Origin of the sequence: Amnibacterium flavum (assembly GCF_003097495.1) — a bacterium.
GTDB classification, from domain to species: domain Bacteria; phylum Actinomycetota; class Actinomycetes; order Actinomycetales; family Microbacteriaceae; genus Naasia; species Naasia flava.
The window spans coordinates 755,135-770,862 of record NZ_QEOP01000002.1 but is presented as its reverse complement, the minus strand read 5'-3'; the positions used below and the strand labels follow the sequence as shown (position 1 = coordinate 770,862).

Below are 15,728 nucleotides of genomic sequence, written 5' to 3'. Positions count from 1 at the left end.
ATGGACCCGGCGGGCTTCGGTCGGCTGTCGACCACGGTGCACGCTGCGGGTACGCGCCAATCTTGGCGGTCGGACGTTTCCGGAGGACTTAACCCGTGTTTCGGGAGTGTTACGCAGCTTGCCGCGCGGTAAACATCGTGTTTCAGAGGCCGCAGATGCGGCTAAAGCTCAGGTCCGCCGGTCGTCAGAGAGATGAGCCGCGACATCGCGCGCAGGTACTTCTTGCGGTAACCGCCCGCGAGCATGTCCTCGCCGAAGACGGAATCGAGCGGCGCACCCGTCGACACCACGCGGACTCCCCCGTCGTATAACCGGTCGACGAGCGCCACGAATCGCAATGCATCGGTCTGGCTGGAGAACGTGCTGACATCGCGGAGTCCCACCGCACCCAGCCCGTCGACGAGACGCACGTAGCTCGCGGGGTGCACCTTGGACAGGTGCTGGATCACCGAGGAGAAATCGTCGACGGTGGTGGGACGGCCCGACGAGACCGTCGCCAGACGTGAATCGAAGTCGTCCTCGTCGGTGACCCGGGCGTTGCCCTCGACATCGCGGCGACGGTAGTCGAGCCCGTCGATGCGCACGGTCTCGAAGTGCGCGGACAGCGAATGGATCTCGCGGAGGAAGTCGGCCGCGGCGAAGCGGCCCTCGCCGAGCGCGTTGGGCGGAGTGTTCGAGGTGGCGGCGATGCGGCTGCCACTCGCGACGAGCTCGCCGAGCAGGCGGGTCATCACCATCGTGTCCCCGGGGTCGTCGAGTTCGAACTCGTCGATCGCGATGAGACTCGCGCCGGAGAGGAGGGCGACGGCCTCGCGATACCCCATCGCACCGACCAGGGCGGTGTACTCGATGAAGGTCCCGAAGTACTTGCGCTGGGGCGCCAGGTGCCAGAGGGCCGCGAGCAGGTGGGTCTTCCCCACGCCGAACCCGCCGTCGAGGTAGATGCCGGGCTTCGTCTCCGGAGCTTTCTTCGCCCGGCGGAACCAGCCGCCTCCCCCGCCCGAGGATGCCGACCACCCGGCCGCGAACGCCCTCATCTTCTCGAGTGCCTCGCTCTGCGACGGATAGTCGGGATCGGGACGGTAGTTGTCGAGGCTCGCCTCATCGAATTGGCGCGGCGGCACCAGGTAGCCGGCGATCTCGGGACCCGTGAGTCGCGGCGCGCGGTCGGTGAGCGAACTGAGAGGTGAGGTCACGGTGCTTCCCGGCTGACGGAGTTCATGTCGATGTGTTTCAGCGAACCGGGCGGCGGTGCCCCTTACCGGCGTAATCTCGCTGGGGGCGCGAGTCGAGCACTCCGCGCCCGTTCAGCCTAGACGGGCGCGATCCACAAGCTCCGCGCCCGGCAATGAGAGGAAATCAAGATGGCGGTCCAGACCGACACCGCAGCAGAGTTCAAGGAGTACGCCCACCCCGAGCGTCTCGTCAGCACCGAGTGGCTGGCAGAGCACCTCGGCGAACCCGGACTCGTCGTCGTCGAGTCCGATGAGGACGTCCTCCTCTACGAGGTCGGCCACATCCCCGGCGCCGTGAAGATCGACTGGCACACCGAGCTCAACGACCCGGTCTCCCGCGACTACATCGACGGTGAGGGATTCGCCGAACTCCTGCGCAGCAAGGGCATCTCGCGCGACAGCACGGTCGTCTTCTACGGCGACAAGAGCAACTGGTGGGCCGCATACGCCCTGTGGGTCTTCACCCTGTTCGGCCACGAGGACGTCCGTCTCCTCGACGGCGGCCGCGCCAAGTGGGAGGCCGAGGGCCGTGAGTTCACGACCGACGCCCCCTCGGTCACCCCGTCCGACTACCCCGTCGTCGAGCGGGACGACCTGGCCGTCCGCGCCTTCAAGGACGACGTGCTCCTCCACCTCGGCAACCCGCTGATCGACGTGCGCAGCCCCGAGGAGTTCTCGGGCGAACGCACCACCGCCCCGGCGTACCCCGAGGAGGGCGCCCTCCGCGCCGGCCACATCCCCAGTGCGCAGAACGTGCCGTGGGCGAAGGCCGCAGCGGATGACGGAACATTCCGCACGCGGGCCGAGCTCGAGGCGATCTACATCGACGGCGCCGGACTCAAGCCCGACGACAGCGTCATCGCGTACTGCCGCATCGGAGAGCGTTCGAGCCACACCTGGTTCGTGCTCACCCACCTGCTCGGCTTCGACGAGGTCCGCAACTACGACGGTTCCTGGACCGAGTGGGGAAGCGCCGTGCGCGTTCCCATCGTCAAGGGCGCCGAGCCGGGCGAGGTCCCCGGCCGCTGAGTCGTCCTGGGCGGGGATAATCGTGGAGTGACCACGACGCTCCCCGCCCAGCTCGCCGAGATCCGCGACGAGTTCCTCGAACTTGAGGGCAAGGATCGACTCGAACTCCTCCTCGAGTTCGCCAACGACCTGCCGGCGCTCCCCGAACGGCTGCGCGACGATCCCGCACTCACCGAACGGGTGGAGGAATGCCAGGCGCCGGTGTACATCGCACTCGAGGTCGCCGATGGAGTGGTGCAGATGCACGCGACAGCTCCCCGCGAGGCGCCCACGACCCGCGGGTTCGCGTCGATCCTCGTGCAGGGTCTGAGTGGTCTGAGCACCGACGAGGTGCTCGCGGTCCCCTCCGACTATCCGCAGATGCTCGGTCTCAACGAGCTCGTCTCACCGCTGCGGGTCAGAGGCATGACGGGGATGCTGGCGCGGGCCAAGCGCCAGGTCAACGCCAAGCTCGGCGCATGAGCTTCCGCGTCGTCCACCCCGAACCATCCGGACCGCACGACGAGCGCAGCGACGCATCGCGCGAGGTCCTCGTCGAGCTCTACGCTCCGGCATCGGCCGAGACCGTCCGCGTCAACATGATCGAGAGCATCAACGGCTCGGCGGTGGGAGACGACGTGACGTCGGAGTCGCTCAGCAACCGGCTCGACCGCCGCATCCTCGGCGTCATCCGCGACGCATCGGATGCCGTCGTCGTCGGGGCGAGCACGGTGCGTCAGGAGGGCTATCTCGCGCCCGCCCGCAGTCGCCTCGCGATCATCACCCGATCAGGCGACCTCGCGGGCCACCGTCTCGACAGCGCGCCGCAGCCGCCGATCGTTCTGGGCCCCGAGACGGCGCGTGAGCGCGTCGAGTCCGAATTGACGGGGATCCCCCACGAGTTCGCGGCCCTCGACTCCCCGGCGCTCGACGCGACCGAGATCGTGCGCGTACTGAGGGCCAACGGGGCGCGGTCGATCGTCTGCGAGGGCGGACCGACCCTCGCCGGAACGTTCCTCAGTGCCGGAGTCGTCGACGAGCTCTGCCTGACCACGGCGGCGCGACTGCACTCCCCCGGAGTTCCGCTGCTCGGTCCGCTCGGAACCACCATCCCGGCGCGACTCACCCAGCTGATCATCGACGACGCCAGCACCCTCTATGCGCGATGGGCGCTCGGGGCCGACTGAGCTCGGAGCCGACTGAACCGGCACGGCCACGACGCCCCGCCTGGGCTCAGGGGCGTTCGGCGAGCCACTTCGCGATCACGCCGTTCCAGCGATCGCGGTCGAAGTTCCACAGCTTGGTGTGCCGGGCGGTCTCGAAGGGCACGAAGGTGACGATGTCGGGCCGGGCGGCGGCCAGCTCCCGGGATCCGCTCGCCGGGACGAAGCCGTCGTCGTCGCTGTGCAGCACCAGGATCGGCACCTGAAGGTCAGCGGCCCGACGGACGAAGTCGAGGCGCTTCAGGTCGATCGGCTGCGCCTGACCGGTGAAAGGGCGCCCCCAGGGCTTGCTGATCAGCGCGAGGATGCCCGACTTGACCGGCCCGGGCAGCGACATCGCCTCACCCTGGTAGAGCAGGGTGTCAACCCAGTTGACGACCGGGGAATCGAGCACCACTCCGGTGATGACGGACGAGACCCGGGATCGGGTCGCCGCCTGCAGCACCGTCGCCCCGCCCATCGACCAGCCCATGAGCACGATCTGCTGCGCCCCGTGGTCGAGTGCGTAGAGCATTGCGGCCTCGACGTCGAGCCATTCGATGTCTCCGAGGGAGTACCGGTTGTCCTCGCTCGGAGGCGCCTCACCGTCGTTGCGGTACGAGATGAGGAGCGAGGTGTACCCGACGTCCCGGAAGACGGGGATGGCGCGCAGCACCTCCTGACGGACCGTCGCACGGCCGTGCACCTGGATGACCCACCGGGTCGACTCCCCGCCGTCGGCGGGGACCAGCCAGGCCGGTGCCGGGCCGAGAGTGGTCTGGACGCGGACGTTCTCGAAGGGGACGTCGAGTTCGCGCGGACTCAGGTAGTACCAGCCGTTGAAACGACCCTGCCGGGCATCGGACAGCTCACCGAAGTCGACCCCGATGACGCGGCGCGTGACGGTCCCCGGCGTGCGTCCGACGATCGACCCGAGACGAGCGTGGCCCGCCCCGCCGGAGAACCAGAAGCTGTAGTCGCCGGGCAGCAGTGCGTCCTCGCTCGCGCTGAGCACGATGGTGCCCGCGACCTCGTCGTAGGAGAGGACCCGGGTGTCCTCGGTGCGCTTGCGCGGGGGCTTGACGACCGTGCGGGCCACCGTGGTCGTGACCGCGCCGGCGAAGAGCGCGCCCGCTGTGGCGACCCCGCCGAGAGCGACCAGCAGACCCAGCGCGGACCGAGACTTGCGCGCCACGCTCACCCGCCTCCTCGGAACCGTCGACGTGAACCTGCACGTCGGGAGTGTCACGCTACCAAACAACAGGGTTCGGCCATCGTGCGCGGTGACCGACCCACCGGCGTGCGATCGCGGACTTTCTCATATTCCTGGCCTATTCTCAACCCATGAACGGCGAGCCCAGCGAGCGAACTCCTGACGAGTTCGCCTTCGCGCTCGAGTCCATCGAGCAGGCCTCGACGCGCAACGACTTGATCGTGCGCAGCATTCCCGCTCCCGACGGTCTCGCGCCCTGGTCCATCGCCCTGGCCGCCGAGATCGACTCCGCGTCCCACGGCAGCGAGCTCGACCTCGGGGCGGGCCGATTCGTCCTTCTCTTCGACCCCGCGGCGCCCGAGGCGTGGGGCGGTCGGTTCCGCGTCGTCTGCTTCGCGCAGGCCCCTCTGGAGACCGAGATCGGAGTCGATCCCTTCCTCGCCGATGTGGCCTGGTCGTGGCTCACCGACGCACTCGACGAGCGCATGGCCGACTACACGGCGGCGTCCGGAACGGCCACCAAGATCATCTCCACGGGATTCGGCGAGTTGGCTGAGCAGGGCGATGGTGCCAAGATCGAACTGCGCGCCTCGTGGACGCCACTGGAAGCGGACATCTCCGCTCACGTGGAAGCCTGGATCGAGCTGGTGTGCATGCTGGCGGGACTGCCTCCCGTCACCGAAGGAGTCACCTTGCTCTCAGCGCGACGAGCCGGGCGTGCCTGACGCCCCAACGGGCTCAGCCGCGACCGCAGACAGCACCGGCTCCGGCGAGCCCTCGGCCGCGCCGTTGCCGAGCGCGCGGGTCATCGACGGCTTCCAGCTCGTCGAGACGCGCGACGACTACCTGCGCGCCGTCGAGTCGATCGCCTCGGGTGTCGGCCCGGTCGCCGTCGACGCCGAGAGGGCCAGCGGGTTCCGCTACTCCCAGCGCGCCTACCTGATCCAGCTCCACCGCCGCGGATCCGGCACTTTCCTGTTCGACCCACCGGCGATCGGCGGGTTCGAGGAGCTGCAGGCCGCCATCGGCGATGTCGAGTGGATCCTGCACGCCGCCAGCCAGGACCTGACCTGCCTCCGGGAGGTCGGACTCGACCCCTCCAGCATCTTCGACACCGAACTCGCCGCCCGCCTGCTCGGTCTGCCCCGGGTCGGCCTCGCATCGGTCGTCGAGAGCCTGCTCGGCCTGCACCTGGCCAAGGAGCACTCCGCGGCCGACTGGTCGACCCGTCCGCTGCCGTCCTCCTGGCTCGACTACGCGGCACTCGACGTCCAGCTCCTCCCCGAGCTGCGGGACCGGGTCGCCGCGCTCCTCGACGAGTCCGGCAAGCGCGACATCGCGGAGCAGGAGTTCGACGCGGTGCTCGGCAAAGAGCTCGTCGTCACCCGCGCCGACCCGTGGCGTCGGCTCTCCGGCCTGCACACCGTCAAGGGCGTCCGCGCCCTGGCCGTCGCCCGCGAGCTCTGGACCGCCCGTGACGACCTCGCGCAGGAACTCGACGTGTCCCCCGGCCGACTCGTCCCCGATGCGTCCCTCGTCGCCGCGGCTCGCGTTCTGCCCCGCAGCAAGCGCGAGCTCGCCGCCCTGCGGGAGTTCTCCGGCCGGGCCAGCCGAACCGAGCTCGACCGCTGGTGGGCGGCCATCGAACGCGGGCTCGCCACCGAAGACCTGCCCCAGCTGCGGATCCCCGGAGACGCCATGCCGCCGCCGCGCGCGTGGGCCGACCGCAACCCGGACGCCGACAAGCGACTCAAGGCCGCAAAGTCCGCCGTCGCCGACGTGGCGGAACGGCTCGATATGCCGGTCGAGAACCTGCTCACTCCCGACACTCTGCGCCGCGTCGCCTGGCAGCCGCCCGCCGACATCGCGCCCGAATGGATCGCGTCGGCTCTCGGCGCCCTCGGAGCGCGGCCCTGGCAGATAGACGCGACTGCACAAACGATCAGCGAAGCCTTTGTCGCTGGTAGCCAAGAGGCTGTCGAGCCCGAGGATGCGGCTTCGTAGGAAGAGTCAAAGGATTCCGGGGCGAATCAGCGGCCCGCATAGCATCGTTGCGGTTGTTCGATATGCGAGGAGGCAGACGTGGCCGAAGGCAATGAAGTCGTTTTCGTGGACGGGGTGCGAACCCCGTTCGGTCGTGCGGGCGAGAAGGGCGTGTACTGGGGAACCCGGTCCGACGACCTGATCGTCAAAGCGATGATCGGTCTCCTCGAGCGCAACCCGTCACTGCCCAAGGAGCGCGTCGACGACGTCGCCATCGCGGCGACGACGCAGGTCGGCGACCAGGGCCTCACCCTGGGCCGCACCGCCGCCCTCCTGGCGGGTCTCCCCCGCTCCGTCCCGGGATACGCCATCGACCGCATGTGCGCCGGCGCCATGACCTCGGTCACGACGACGGCGGGCGGTATCGCATTCGGCGCCTACGACGTGGTCATCGCCGGCGGGGTCGAGCACATGGGCCGGCACCCGATGGGCTTCGACGCCGACCCGAACCCGCGCTTCATCGCCGAGAAGCTCGTCAGCGAGGACGCGCTGAACATGGGCAACACCGCGGAGCGGATCCACGACCGGTTCCCGCAGCTCACGAAGGAGCGCTCGGACCACTTCGCGATGCGGAGCCAGCAGAAGCTCGCCGCCGCCTACGCCGCCGGCAAGATCCAGCCCGACCTCGTCCCCGTCGCGGCCGCGACACCCGAGGGATGGAACCTCGTCACCGAGGACCAGGGCATGCGCCCCGAGACCAACATGGAGGGTCTCGCCACCCTCAAGACCCCGTTCCGCCCGCACGGGCGCGTCACGGCCGGCAACTCCTCGCCGCTGACCGACGGCGCCACCGTCTCCCTGCTCGCCAGCGCCAAGGCGGCGAAGGAGCTCGGTCTCACCCCCAAGATGAAGCTCGTCAGCTTCGCTTTCGCCGGGGTTGCCCCGGAGATCATGGGAATCGGTCCTGTCCCGTCCACCGAGAAGGCTCTCGCGAAGGCCGGCATGTCGATCGAGGACATCGGGCTGTTCGAGCTCAACGAGGCGTTCGCCGTGCAGGTCCTCTCCCTGCTCGATCACTTCGGCATCGACGACGACGACCCGCGGGTCAACCGGTGGGGCGGTGCCATCTCGATCGGCCACCCGCTCGCAGCGTCGGGAGTCCGGCTCATGATCCAGCTCGCCGCGCAGTTCGCCGAGCATCCCGAGGTGCGCTACGGCCTCACCGCGATGTGCGTCGGACTCGGTCAGGGCGGCAGCGTCATCTGGGAGAACCCCAACTGGAACGGCAAGAAGTGGGACAGCGGGTCGCTCGGCAAGGAGGCCAAGGAGCTGGCCAAGCGGCGCAAGGACGAAGCGAAGGCGGCAGGCAAGTGAGCGACAAGAACGGCACCGACTACGCCTCGATCGACTTCTCCGACCTGCTCGCGCTGTCCGACGACGAGGTCGTCACGCACGCCTACGCACGCGACGTTCCGCTGCGCAGCGGCAAGGTCCTCGCCCTGGTCACGCTCGACAACGGTCGCGACCATACCCGCCCCAACACGCTCGGCCCCGCCTCGCTCACCGAGCTCGGACGCGTCTACGACGAGTTGACCGCCCGCGCGGCCCGCGGCGAGATCCACGCCGTCGCGACGACCGGCAAGCCGTTCATCCTCGCGGCGGGTGCCGACCTGAGCAAGGTCAGCGACATCCCGTCGAAGGCGGTCGCCAAGAAGCTCGCGCAGCTCGGCCACTACGTGCTCGGCAAGCAGGCGGACTTCGGCGTTCCCTCGTTCGTGTTCATCAACGGACTCGCGCTCGGCGGCGGTGTCGAGATCGGGTTGAACGCCGACTACCGCACCATCGACGCGTCGACACCGGCGTTCGCGCTCCCCGAGGTCTTCCTGGGCATCATCCCCGGATGGGGCGGCGCCTACCTCCTGCCCAACCTGATCGGCATCGAGAACGCCCTCAAGGTCGTCGTCGAGAACCCTCTGAAGCAGAACCGCATGCTGAAGGCCTCGGATGTGCTCGAGCTGGGCATCGCCGACGCGCTGTTCCCCTCCGCCGCGTTCCTCGAGAACTCGATCGCCTGGGCCGATGCGGTACTGAACGGCAAGATCAAGGTCAAGCGCCCGAACGCCCCCGGCAAGCTCGAACGCCTCGCCAAGTGGGACATCGCGATCGGCATCGCCCGGAAGAGCCTCGAGTCGAAGATCGGCACGATCCCGAAGTCGCCGTACGCGGCCCTCGAACTGCTCAAGGCCGCGAAGAGCAGCTCCAAGGCCGAGGGCTTCGCCGCCGAGGACGACGCCCTGTCGGAGCTCATCTCCGGGGACCAGTTCCAGGCGAGCATCTACGCATTCAACCTCGTGCAGAAGCGCGCCAAGCGGCCGGCCGGGGCGCCCGACAAGAAGCTCGCCCGCCGGATCGGCAAGGTCGGAGTCGTCGGAGCCGGTCTGATGGCCAGCCAGTTCGCCCTGCTGTTCCTGCGTCGCCTCCAGGTGCCGGTGGTCATCACCGACATCGATCAGGCGCGCGTCGACAAGGGACTCGACTACATCCGCGGTGAGATCGCCACCCTGCTGGGCAAGGGGCGCATCTCGCAGGACGAATCGAACCGTCTGAACGCGCTGCTGACCGGCACGACCGACCGATCCCTCTTCGCCGACTGCGACTGGGTGATCGAGGCCGTCTTCGAAGAGCTCGGCGTGAAGCAGCAGGTCTTCGGCGAGATCGAGAGGATCGTCTCCCCCGAGGCCATCCTGGCCACCAACACCTCGTCGCTGTCGGTCGAGCAGATCGGCGCCGGCCTGGAGCACCCCGAGCGACTCGTCGGCTTCCACTTCTTCAACCCCGTCGCGGTCATGCCGCTGATCGAGGTCGTGAAGACCCCGTTCACGAACGACGAGACCCTCGCCACCGCCATGGCCACCGCGGCGAAGCTTAAGAAGAACGCGGTCATCACTCGCGACACCCCCGGCTTCGTCGTGAACCGCATCCTGGCCAAGGTGCTCGGCGAGGCGATGCACGCGGTCGACACCGGCACGCCGTTCTCGGTCGTCGACGACGCGGTCAAGCCCTTCGGGCTTCCGATGACGCCGTTCGTGCTGCTCGAGCTGGTCGGCCTCAAGGTCGGAGCTCACGTGCTCGACACGCATCACAGCGCCTTCCCCGAGCGGTTCTTCCGATCCGAGAGCCTGCACGAACTCGCCGACCTCGGTCGCATCTACGAGCGCGACGGCAAGGGCGGCATCAAGGGAGTCGACAAGCAGGCGCTGGCGATCGTGGAGAAGCAGTTCGACGGCAAGGGCTCGCCGATGACCGCCGAGGAGCTGCGCCGCCGGATCGAGGACGGCCTCGCCGACGAGGTCAAGCGTATGCTCGACGACAAGGTCGTCGAGGCCGCAGAGGACATCGACCTCTGCCTGATCCTCGGTGCCGGATATCCGTTCCACATGGGAGGGCTCACCCCCTACCTCGACCGGGTCGGCGCATCCGAGCGCGTCTTCGGGAGCACGTTCCACACTCCCCCGCTCCGCGGCGTCAACTGATCGCGCTGTCCGGGCCCTCCCTGTCGGAGGGTCCGGATAGCGTCGCCGCATGGCCATCCAGTACTACGTCGCAAGCTCGCTCGACGGATTCATCGCCGCCCCCGACGATGATATCGACTGGTTGATCTCTTTCGGCATGGCCGAGTTCCAGGACCACTACGACGCCTTCATCGCCGACGTCGGTGCGATCGTGATGGGCTCGTCGACGTACGCCTTCATCGTCGACCAGGGCGCCGAGTCCTGGACCTACGGGACGACGCCGTCCTGGGTCATGACCTCCCGCGATCTCCCCGGAATCGAGGGCGCCGATATCCGGTTCGCGACCGGTGAGATCGGCCCGGTGCTCGCCGCTGCGGCCGACGCCGCAGCCGGGCGCAACGTCTGGGTCGTCGGCGGCGGACTGGTCGCCGCGCAAGCCGCGGAGGCCGGTCTGCTCGACGAGCTGCACGTGACGCTCATGCCCGTGGTCCTGGGGGCCGGCAGCCCCCTGCTGCCCGTCCGCGACCGACTCGGCCCATTGAACCTGACCGGCACCACCGCGTTCCCGAGCGGCGCCGTCGAGCTGGTCTACGAGGTAGCGGCGCGGGCCGCGGGCTAGGCGACCGGGTTGGGCGCGTGCGTCTCGACGAAGTTCAACGCGATGTCGGCGACCTCACGCCATCCCGAGTCCAGAGTCAGCGAATGCCCCCGATCCGGCACCTCGACCAGTTCGGTGACACCCGGGTTGCGCGCCTGAAGCCGATAACTGGACTGCCCGATGGCCAACGGCACCGTGTTGTCGTTCGTGCCGTTGATGATCAGCAGTGGACCGCGCTCCGGGTTCTTCGTGTCCACCTTGGTCTCCGAGAACGGATTCAGGTTCGCTGTCGCGGCCTGGAACAGCGGAACCCCTGACGTGGGCACGTGATACGTCTCGTAGAGGTGACGTCCCTCCTCCTCCGAGAGATTGTTCGTCCAGCCGTAACTGAACTGCTCGAACGTCAGCGCCACCGCACGACCCAGATTCGCAGGGTTGCTGAGAACCGGTGCAGCCGACTTGAGAGACGAGACGGGCAGCGCGAGCACGCCCTGGAAAGGTGCCGGGTCGATGGCGACCGTCGCGACGGACGATCCCGTCCCCGCGATCTTCTGCGCGATGAGACCGCCGAACGAGTGGCCGATGACCGCGGGCCCGACGTCCAGCGCCGCGATCGCCTCGAGATAGTGATCCGTGACCTGGCCGACCATCTTGTGTGCGAACACCTCCGGGTCGGCGAGAGCTTCGGCGACGCTGTCGGGATCATCGGGCCAACCCGGCGCGATCGTGGCGAACCCCGCCTCCTCGAAGAGCGTCCGCCACTGCTGCCAGCTGCTCGCCAGAAGCCAGAGGCCGTGCACGAAGACGACGGGTCGTAATCCCGTCGCATTGGCGCGCTCGATCTCGGCGAGCTCCCACTCGGTCAATGTGGCCATGTCCCTGCTCCGTTCCGTCGGCTCTGCGGGCGCGATGCGCCGCTGATCCGTCACGCTAAGACAGGGCGGCCCCGACGGCTTGTCACAATCCGCGACGACTGTGCTGTACCCGCAACGATCTCGTGCACTAGCGTGTGCGCTCATGACGGCATCGATCGAGATCGATGATCTACCGAGGACCGACCGAGTCGAGTTTCTACGGCAGCACATGCTCGCGGCACGAACACCCCTCGAGTTGCGGCCGAACGGTGCGGAGTCGGTCGTGGTGCGGGCACGCGCGACACCTCTCAGCGACGAAGTTTCTCTTCTCTCGACCGCGGGCAGCGGCGCGGCGGTCCATCGCACCGCGGCCATGGCACGCGCCGACGCGGAGCCCGCGGTCGTCCTCAGTCTCCTGACCGGGGGCCGGTCCACGGTCGCGCAGGGCGGCAGTGCGGTGCTGCAGCGCCCGGGAGAGCTCGTGATCTACGAGACCTCGACCCCCTACGCCATCACCTTCGAATCGGGATCAGCGCGCCACTCGCTGACCGTCTCCCGCTCCGTTCTCGACCTCCCGGAGAGAGCGTTCGGCGCCCATCACGCCGAGCATCTCGACCGACGCGACCCCGTCGTCGCCTCCGTCACCGCGTTCCTCCACGGACTGGCCGTCTCGGCGCGGACGATGACCCTCGATCAGCAGCGAATCATGGGACCGGCCGCGATCGCGATGACACGCGCCCTTCTCCTCGAGACATCGGGGACGCACCGGGCTGACGACAGCCAATCGCTCGACGCTCGCCTGCTCGCCTACCTCGAGCGGCATTTCGCGCGGCAGGATCTCTCGGCGGCCGAACTCGCCGCGGCTCACGGCATCTCCGAGCGCACGCTCTACGCCTCACTCGCCCGGAACGGGATCGGGCTGCGCCGCTGGCTGCGCGAGCGGCGCCTGAGGGCGGCCGCCGCCATGCTCGTGGACCCGGCGTGGCGCACCGCATCCATCTCGACGATCGCCCACCGCTGGGGTTTCGCCGATCACGCGCACTTCTCGCGGACGTTCCGCGAACGCTACGGGGTCACCCCCAGCGACTACCGCGCCGGGTGAGCGGCCTCCGCCGGGTCAGCGCCCGATGGGCGTCATGTCCGCGTAGCGATCGCCGACGGGCGGTGCGATGGCGTCGAGACGTTCGAGCTGCTCGGTCGTCAGGTGGACCTCGTCGGCCGCCGCGTTCTCCTCGAGCCGGCTGACTCGCTTGGTGCCGGGGATCGGGGCGATGTCGTCGCCCTGCGCGAGCAGCCAGGCGAGCGCGACCTGCGCGGGAGTCGCACCGGCCTCGGCGGCCACGGCGTCGACCACCTCGACGATGCGGATGTTCTGCGCGAGGTTCTCGCCTTCGAAGCGCGGGTTGTTCCGGCGGAAATCATCCTCGTCGAGCTGATCGACGGACCGGATCGAGCCGGTCAGGAACCCGCGCCCGAGCGGCGAATACGGAACGAAGCCGATCCCGAGTTCGCGAAGCGTCGGCAGTACCTCGGCTTCGGGGTCGCGGGTCCACAGCGAGTACTCGGACTGGAGCGCCGTCACCGGGTGGACGGCGTGAGCACGGCGAATGGTCGCCGGGGCGGCCTCGGAGAGCCCGATGTGACGGACCTTGCCCTCCGCCACGAACTCAGCCAGGGCACCCATGGTGTCCTCGATCGGCACCGCCGGATCCATCCGGTGCTGGTAGTAGAGGTCGACGTGGTCCGTTCCCAGTCGCTTGAGCGAGCCCTCGAGCGCCAGTCGCGCGTTCTCCGGACTGCCGTCGAAGCCGCGGGAACCGTCGCCTCGATGCTTGATCATGCCGAACTTGGTGGCGATCACGACCTGGTCGCGCTTGCCGACGAGAGCACGGGCCAGGAGCTCCTCGTTGATGTAGGGCCCGTAGATCTCGGCCGTGTCGAGGAAGGTCACGCCGAGCTCGATGGCGCGATGGATCGTGCGGATGGACTCGTCGTCATCGGTGCCGGCGCCGCTGTAGAACGCCGACATGCCCATCAGGCCGAGGCCCAGTCGTGAGACGTCGAGGCCATCTGCTCCCAGGGTGATGTGCTTCATGGGGAGGTCCCTCTCTGGCCGGACGCTACTTGTGATCGCCGGCCGTGTCGTTCTCGGACGCGCGCTCGGCGAGCGCGTGGTCTTCGCCGTCGCTCAGCGGCCGTGCGATCGGCACCTTGGAGCCGAGCACCTGGGCGACGAGATCGCGGGCGATCTTCTGCGGAGTGAGGCCCGCCTGATCGAGGATCTCGTCCCGCGAACCGTGCCCGAGGAACTCATCGGGCAGGCCGAGCTCGGTGAGCGCGGTGTCGACTCCGGCCGCGCGCATGTCCTGACGGACCCGCGTGCCGATGCCGCCGACTCGGATGCCGTCCTCGAGGGTGACGACGATGCGGTGGCTGGCGGCGAGGGAGATGATGCTCTGCGGCACGGGGACGACCCAGCGTGGGTCGACGACCGTCGCGCCGATGCCCTGAGCTGCGAGACGGTCGGCGACGGCGAGCCCCAGACCGGCGAAGACACCGACGGCGACGATGAGCACGTCGTCGTTCGCCGATTCCCGAAGCACGTCGACACCGTCGTCGGTGCGTCGCAGCGCCGGCAGCTCGGGGACCGCGGCCCCCTTGGGGAAACGGATGACCGTGGGACCGTCGTCGATCGCCACAGCCTCGGCGAGCTCTTCGCGAAGCCGGACGGCGTCGCGGGGGGCGGCGAGCCGGATGCCGGGAACGACCTGGAGGATGGCGAGGTCCCACATGCCGTGATGACTCGGGCCGTCGGGCCCGGTGATGCCCGCCCGGTCGAGGACGAGGGTGACCCCCGCCTTGTGCAGCGCGACGTCCATCATGACCTGGTCGAATGCGCGGTTCACGAAGGTGGCGTAGATCGCGACGACGGGGTGCAGACCGCCGAAGGCGAGGCCCGCGGAGGAGGCGATCGCATGCTGTTCGGCGATGCCGACGTCGATCACGCGATCGGGATACCGGTCGGCGAGCTTGGAGAGGCCGGTCGGCCGCAGCATGGCGGCCGTGATGCCGATGATGCGCGGGTCGCGGTCCGCGAGTGCGACGAGTTCGTCGGCGAACACGGAGGTCCAGGACGGGCCCGCACTCGACTCGAGCGGCTCGCCCGTCTCGGGGTCGATCTGTCCGACCGCGTGGAACTGGTCGGCCGCATCGCGCAGGGCCGGCTCGTACCCGCGGCCCTTCTGCGTGATCGCGTGCACGATCACGGGCAGGTCGTAGTTCTTGGCCTGCCGCAGCGCCTCCTCCAGTGCGACGACGTCATGTCCGTGAACCGGACCGATGTACTTGATGTCCAGGTCCGAGTAGAGGCCCTCGTTACCGGCGAAGCGACTGAGGAACCCGTGCAGCGCGCCGCGGGTGGCACGGTAGATGGCGCGACCCGGACGCCCGAACCTGTTGAAGAGACGACGCGATGAGACGTGTAGATCGCGGTAGGCGGGACGGGTGCGGACCTCGTTGAGGAACCGGGCGAGGCCGCCGATCGTCGGCGCGTAGGAGCGGCCGTTGTCATTGACGACGATGACCAGCCGGCGGTTGTTGTCGTCGCTGATGTTGTTGAGGGCTTCCCAGGTCATACCGCCCGTGAGAGCGCCGTCGCCGACGACGGCGACCACATGGCGGTCCGCCTGTCCGGTGACCGTGAAGGCGCGGGAGATGCCGTCAGCCCAGGACAACGAGCTCGACGCGTGGGAGCTCTCGACGATGTCGTGCTCCGACTCCGAGCGCTGAGGATAGCCGGCCAGACCGTCACTGCTGCGCAGGCGGTCGAAGTCTTGACGCCCCGTGAGGAGCTTGTGCACGTAGCTCTGGTGACCGGTGTCGAAGACGATGGCGTCGCGCGGCGAGTCGAACACCCGGTGCATGGCGATGGTGAGTTCCACGACGCCGAGGTTGGGGCCGAGATGACCGCCGGTCTTCGACACGTTGGCCACCAGGAATGCCCGCACCTCGGCCGCGAGCTCGACGAGCTGGTCCTTCGAGAGCGAGTCGAGGTCGCGGGGGCCGCGGATGTTCTCGAGAAGACTCATGATCCCGAGTCTAGGTCGGCGATCCTTCGGATGAG

General features: G+C 68.7%; 14 protein-coding genes. 9 read left to right on the top strand and 5 right to left on the bottom strand.

What is annotated here, in order from left to right; translation table 11 throughout:
* Window positions 1-161: 161 nt before the first annotated feature.
* Window positions 162-1,196: a cell division protein ZapE gene (gene zapE, locus DDQ50_RS11300; protein ID WP_205663623.1), complete on the bottom strand. Its 1,035-nt coding sequence runs from the start codon at window positions 1,194-1,196 to the stop codon at window positions 162-164.
* A 168-nt stretch (window positions 1,197-1,364) separates the two neighbouring features.
* Here zapE and DDQ50_RS11295 point away from each other — a divergent pair, with 168 nt between their 5' ends.
* From DDQ50_RS11295 to DDQ50_RS11285, 3 genes are read left to right on the top strand one after another with little or no spacing between them, the layout of a single operon-like run.
* Complete coding sequence (locus tag DDQ50_RS11295) at window positions 1,365-2,264, top strand: sulfurtransferase (protein WP_116756826.1); 900 nt, start codon at window positions 1,365-1,367, stop codon at window positions 2,262-2,264.
* Window positions 2,265-2,291: 27 nt separating this feature from the next.
* Window positions 2,292-2,726, top strand: a complete 435-nt coding sequence (locus tag DDQ50_RS11290; protein WP_116756825.1) for a SufE family protein — start codon at window positions 2,292-2,294, stop codon at window positions 2,724-2,726.
* Entirely contained in the window at window positions 2,723-3,430 is a 708-nt protein-coding gene (locus DDQ50_RS11285; protein ID WP_116756824.1) for a dihydrofolate reductase family protein, read from the top strand. Before DDQ50_RS11290 ends, DDQ50_RS11285 begins: the two co-directional genes overlap by 4 nt.
* A 46-nt stretch (window positions 3,431-3,476) precedes the next feature.
* On the opposite strand, the gene DDQ50_RS11280 is transcribed toward DDQ50_RS11285, so the two are convergent.
* Entirely contained in the window at window positions 3,477-4,640 is a 1,164-nt protein-coding gene (locus tag DDQ50_RS11280; RefSeq protein ID WP_165829789.1) for an alpha/beta hydrolase family protein, read from the bottom strand.
* Window positions 4,641-4,789: 149 nt separating this feature from the next.
* Here DDQ50_RS11280 and DDQ50_RS11275 point away from each other — a divergent pair, with 149 nt between their 5' ends.
* The 5 genes from DDQ50_RS11275 to DDQ50_RS11255 all read left to right on the top strand — a co-directional run bounded on the left by DDQ50_RS11275 (window position 4,790) and on the right by DDQ50_RS11255 (window position 10,772).
* A complete protein-coding gene (locus tag DDQ50_RS11275; RefSeq protein WP_116756822.1) occupies window positions 4,790-5,383 on the top strand; it encodes a DUF3000 domain-containing protein in 594 nt (197 codons plus the stop codon).
* A gap of 82 nt (window positions 5,384-5,465) precedes the next feature.
* Window positions 5,466-6,662 carry an HRDC domain-containing protein gene (locus tag DDQ50_RS11270; protein WP_116757409.1) on the top strand — a complete coding sequence of 399 codons (1,197 nt, stop codon included), beginning with the start codon at window positions 5,466-5,468 and terminating at the stop codon, window positions 6,660-6,662.
* A gap of 78 nt (window positions 6,663-6,740) precedes the next feature.
* A complete protein-coding gene (locus tag DDQ50_RS11265; protein WP_116756821.1) occupies window positions 6,741-8,015 on the top strand; it encodes a thiolase family protein in 1,275 nt (424 codons plus the stop codon).
* Window positions 8,012-10,174, top strand: a complete 2,163-nt coding sequence (locus DDQ50_RS11260) for a 3-hydroxyacyl-CoA dehydrogenase NAD-binding domain-containing protein (RefSeq protein WP_116756820.1) — start codon at window positions 8,012-8,014, stop codon at window positions 10,172-10,174. The genes DDQ50_RS11265 and DDQ50_RS11260 overlap by 4 nt, the downstream gene beginning before the upstream one ends.
* A 49-nt stretch (window positions 10,175-10,223) precedes the next feature.
* Window positions 10,224-10,772: a dihydrofolate reductase family protein gene (locus DDQ50_RS11255; RefSeq protein ID WP_116756819.1), complete on the top strand. Its 549-nt coding sequence runs from the start codon at window positions 10,224-10,226 to the stop codon at window positions 10,770-10,772.
* Here DDQ50_RS11255 and DDQ50_RS11250 read toward each other — a convergent pair.
* Complete coding sequence (locus DDQ50_RS11250) at window positions 10,769-11,626, bottom strand: alpha/beta fold hydrolase (protein WP_116756818.1); 858 nt, start codon at window positions 11,624-11,626, stop codon at window positions 10,769-10,771. The genes DDQ50_RS11255 and DDQ50_RS11250 overlap by 4 nt on opposite strands.
* A gap of 142 nt (window positions 11,627-11,768) precedes the next feature.
* On the opposite strand from DDQ50_RS11250, the gene DDQ50_RS11245 reads away from it, so the two are divergent.
* Window positions 11,769-12,707 carry a helix-turn-helix domain-containing protein gene (locus DDQ50_RS11245; RefSeq protein ID WP_116756817.1) on the top strand — a complete coding sequence of 313 codons (939 nt, stop codon included), beginning with the start codon at window positions 11,769-11,771 and terminating at the stop codon, window positions 12,705-12,707.
* A gap of 15 nt (window positions 12,708-12,722) precedes the next feature.
* Here DDQ50_RS11245 and DDQ50_RS11240 read toward each other — a convergent pair whose 3' ends face one another.
* Together DDQ50_RS11240 and dxs are read right to left on the bottom strand one after the other, a co-directional pair.
* On the bottom strand, window positions 12,723-13,700 hold the full coding sequence (locus tag DDQ50_RS11240) for an aldo/keto reductase (protein WP_116756816.1): 978 nt from the start codon (window positions 13,698-13,700) through the stop codon (window positions 12,723-12,725).
* Window positions 13,701-13,725: 25 nt separating this feature from the next.
* Complete coding sequence (gene dxs, locus DDQ50_RS11235) at window positions 13,726-15,693, bottom strand: 1-deoxy-D-xylulose-5-phosphate synthase (RefSeq protein ID WP_116756815.1); 1,968 nt, start codon at window positions 15,691-15,693, stop codon at window positions 13,726-13,728.
* Window positions 15,694-15,728: the final 35 nt, after the last annotated feature.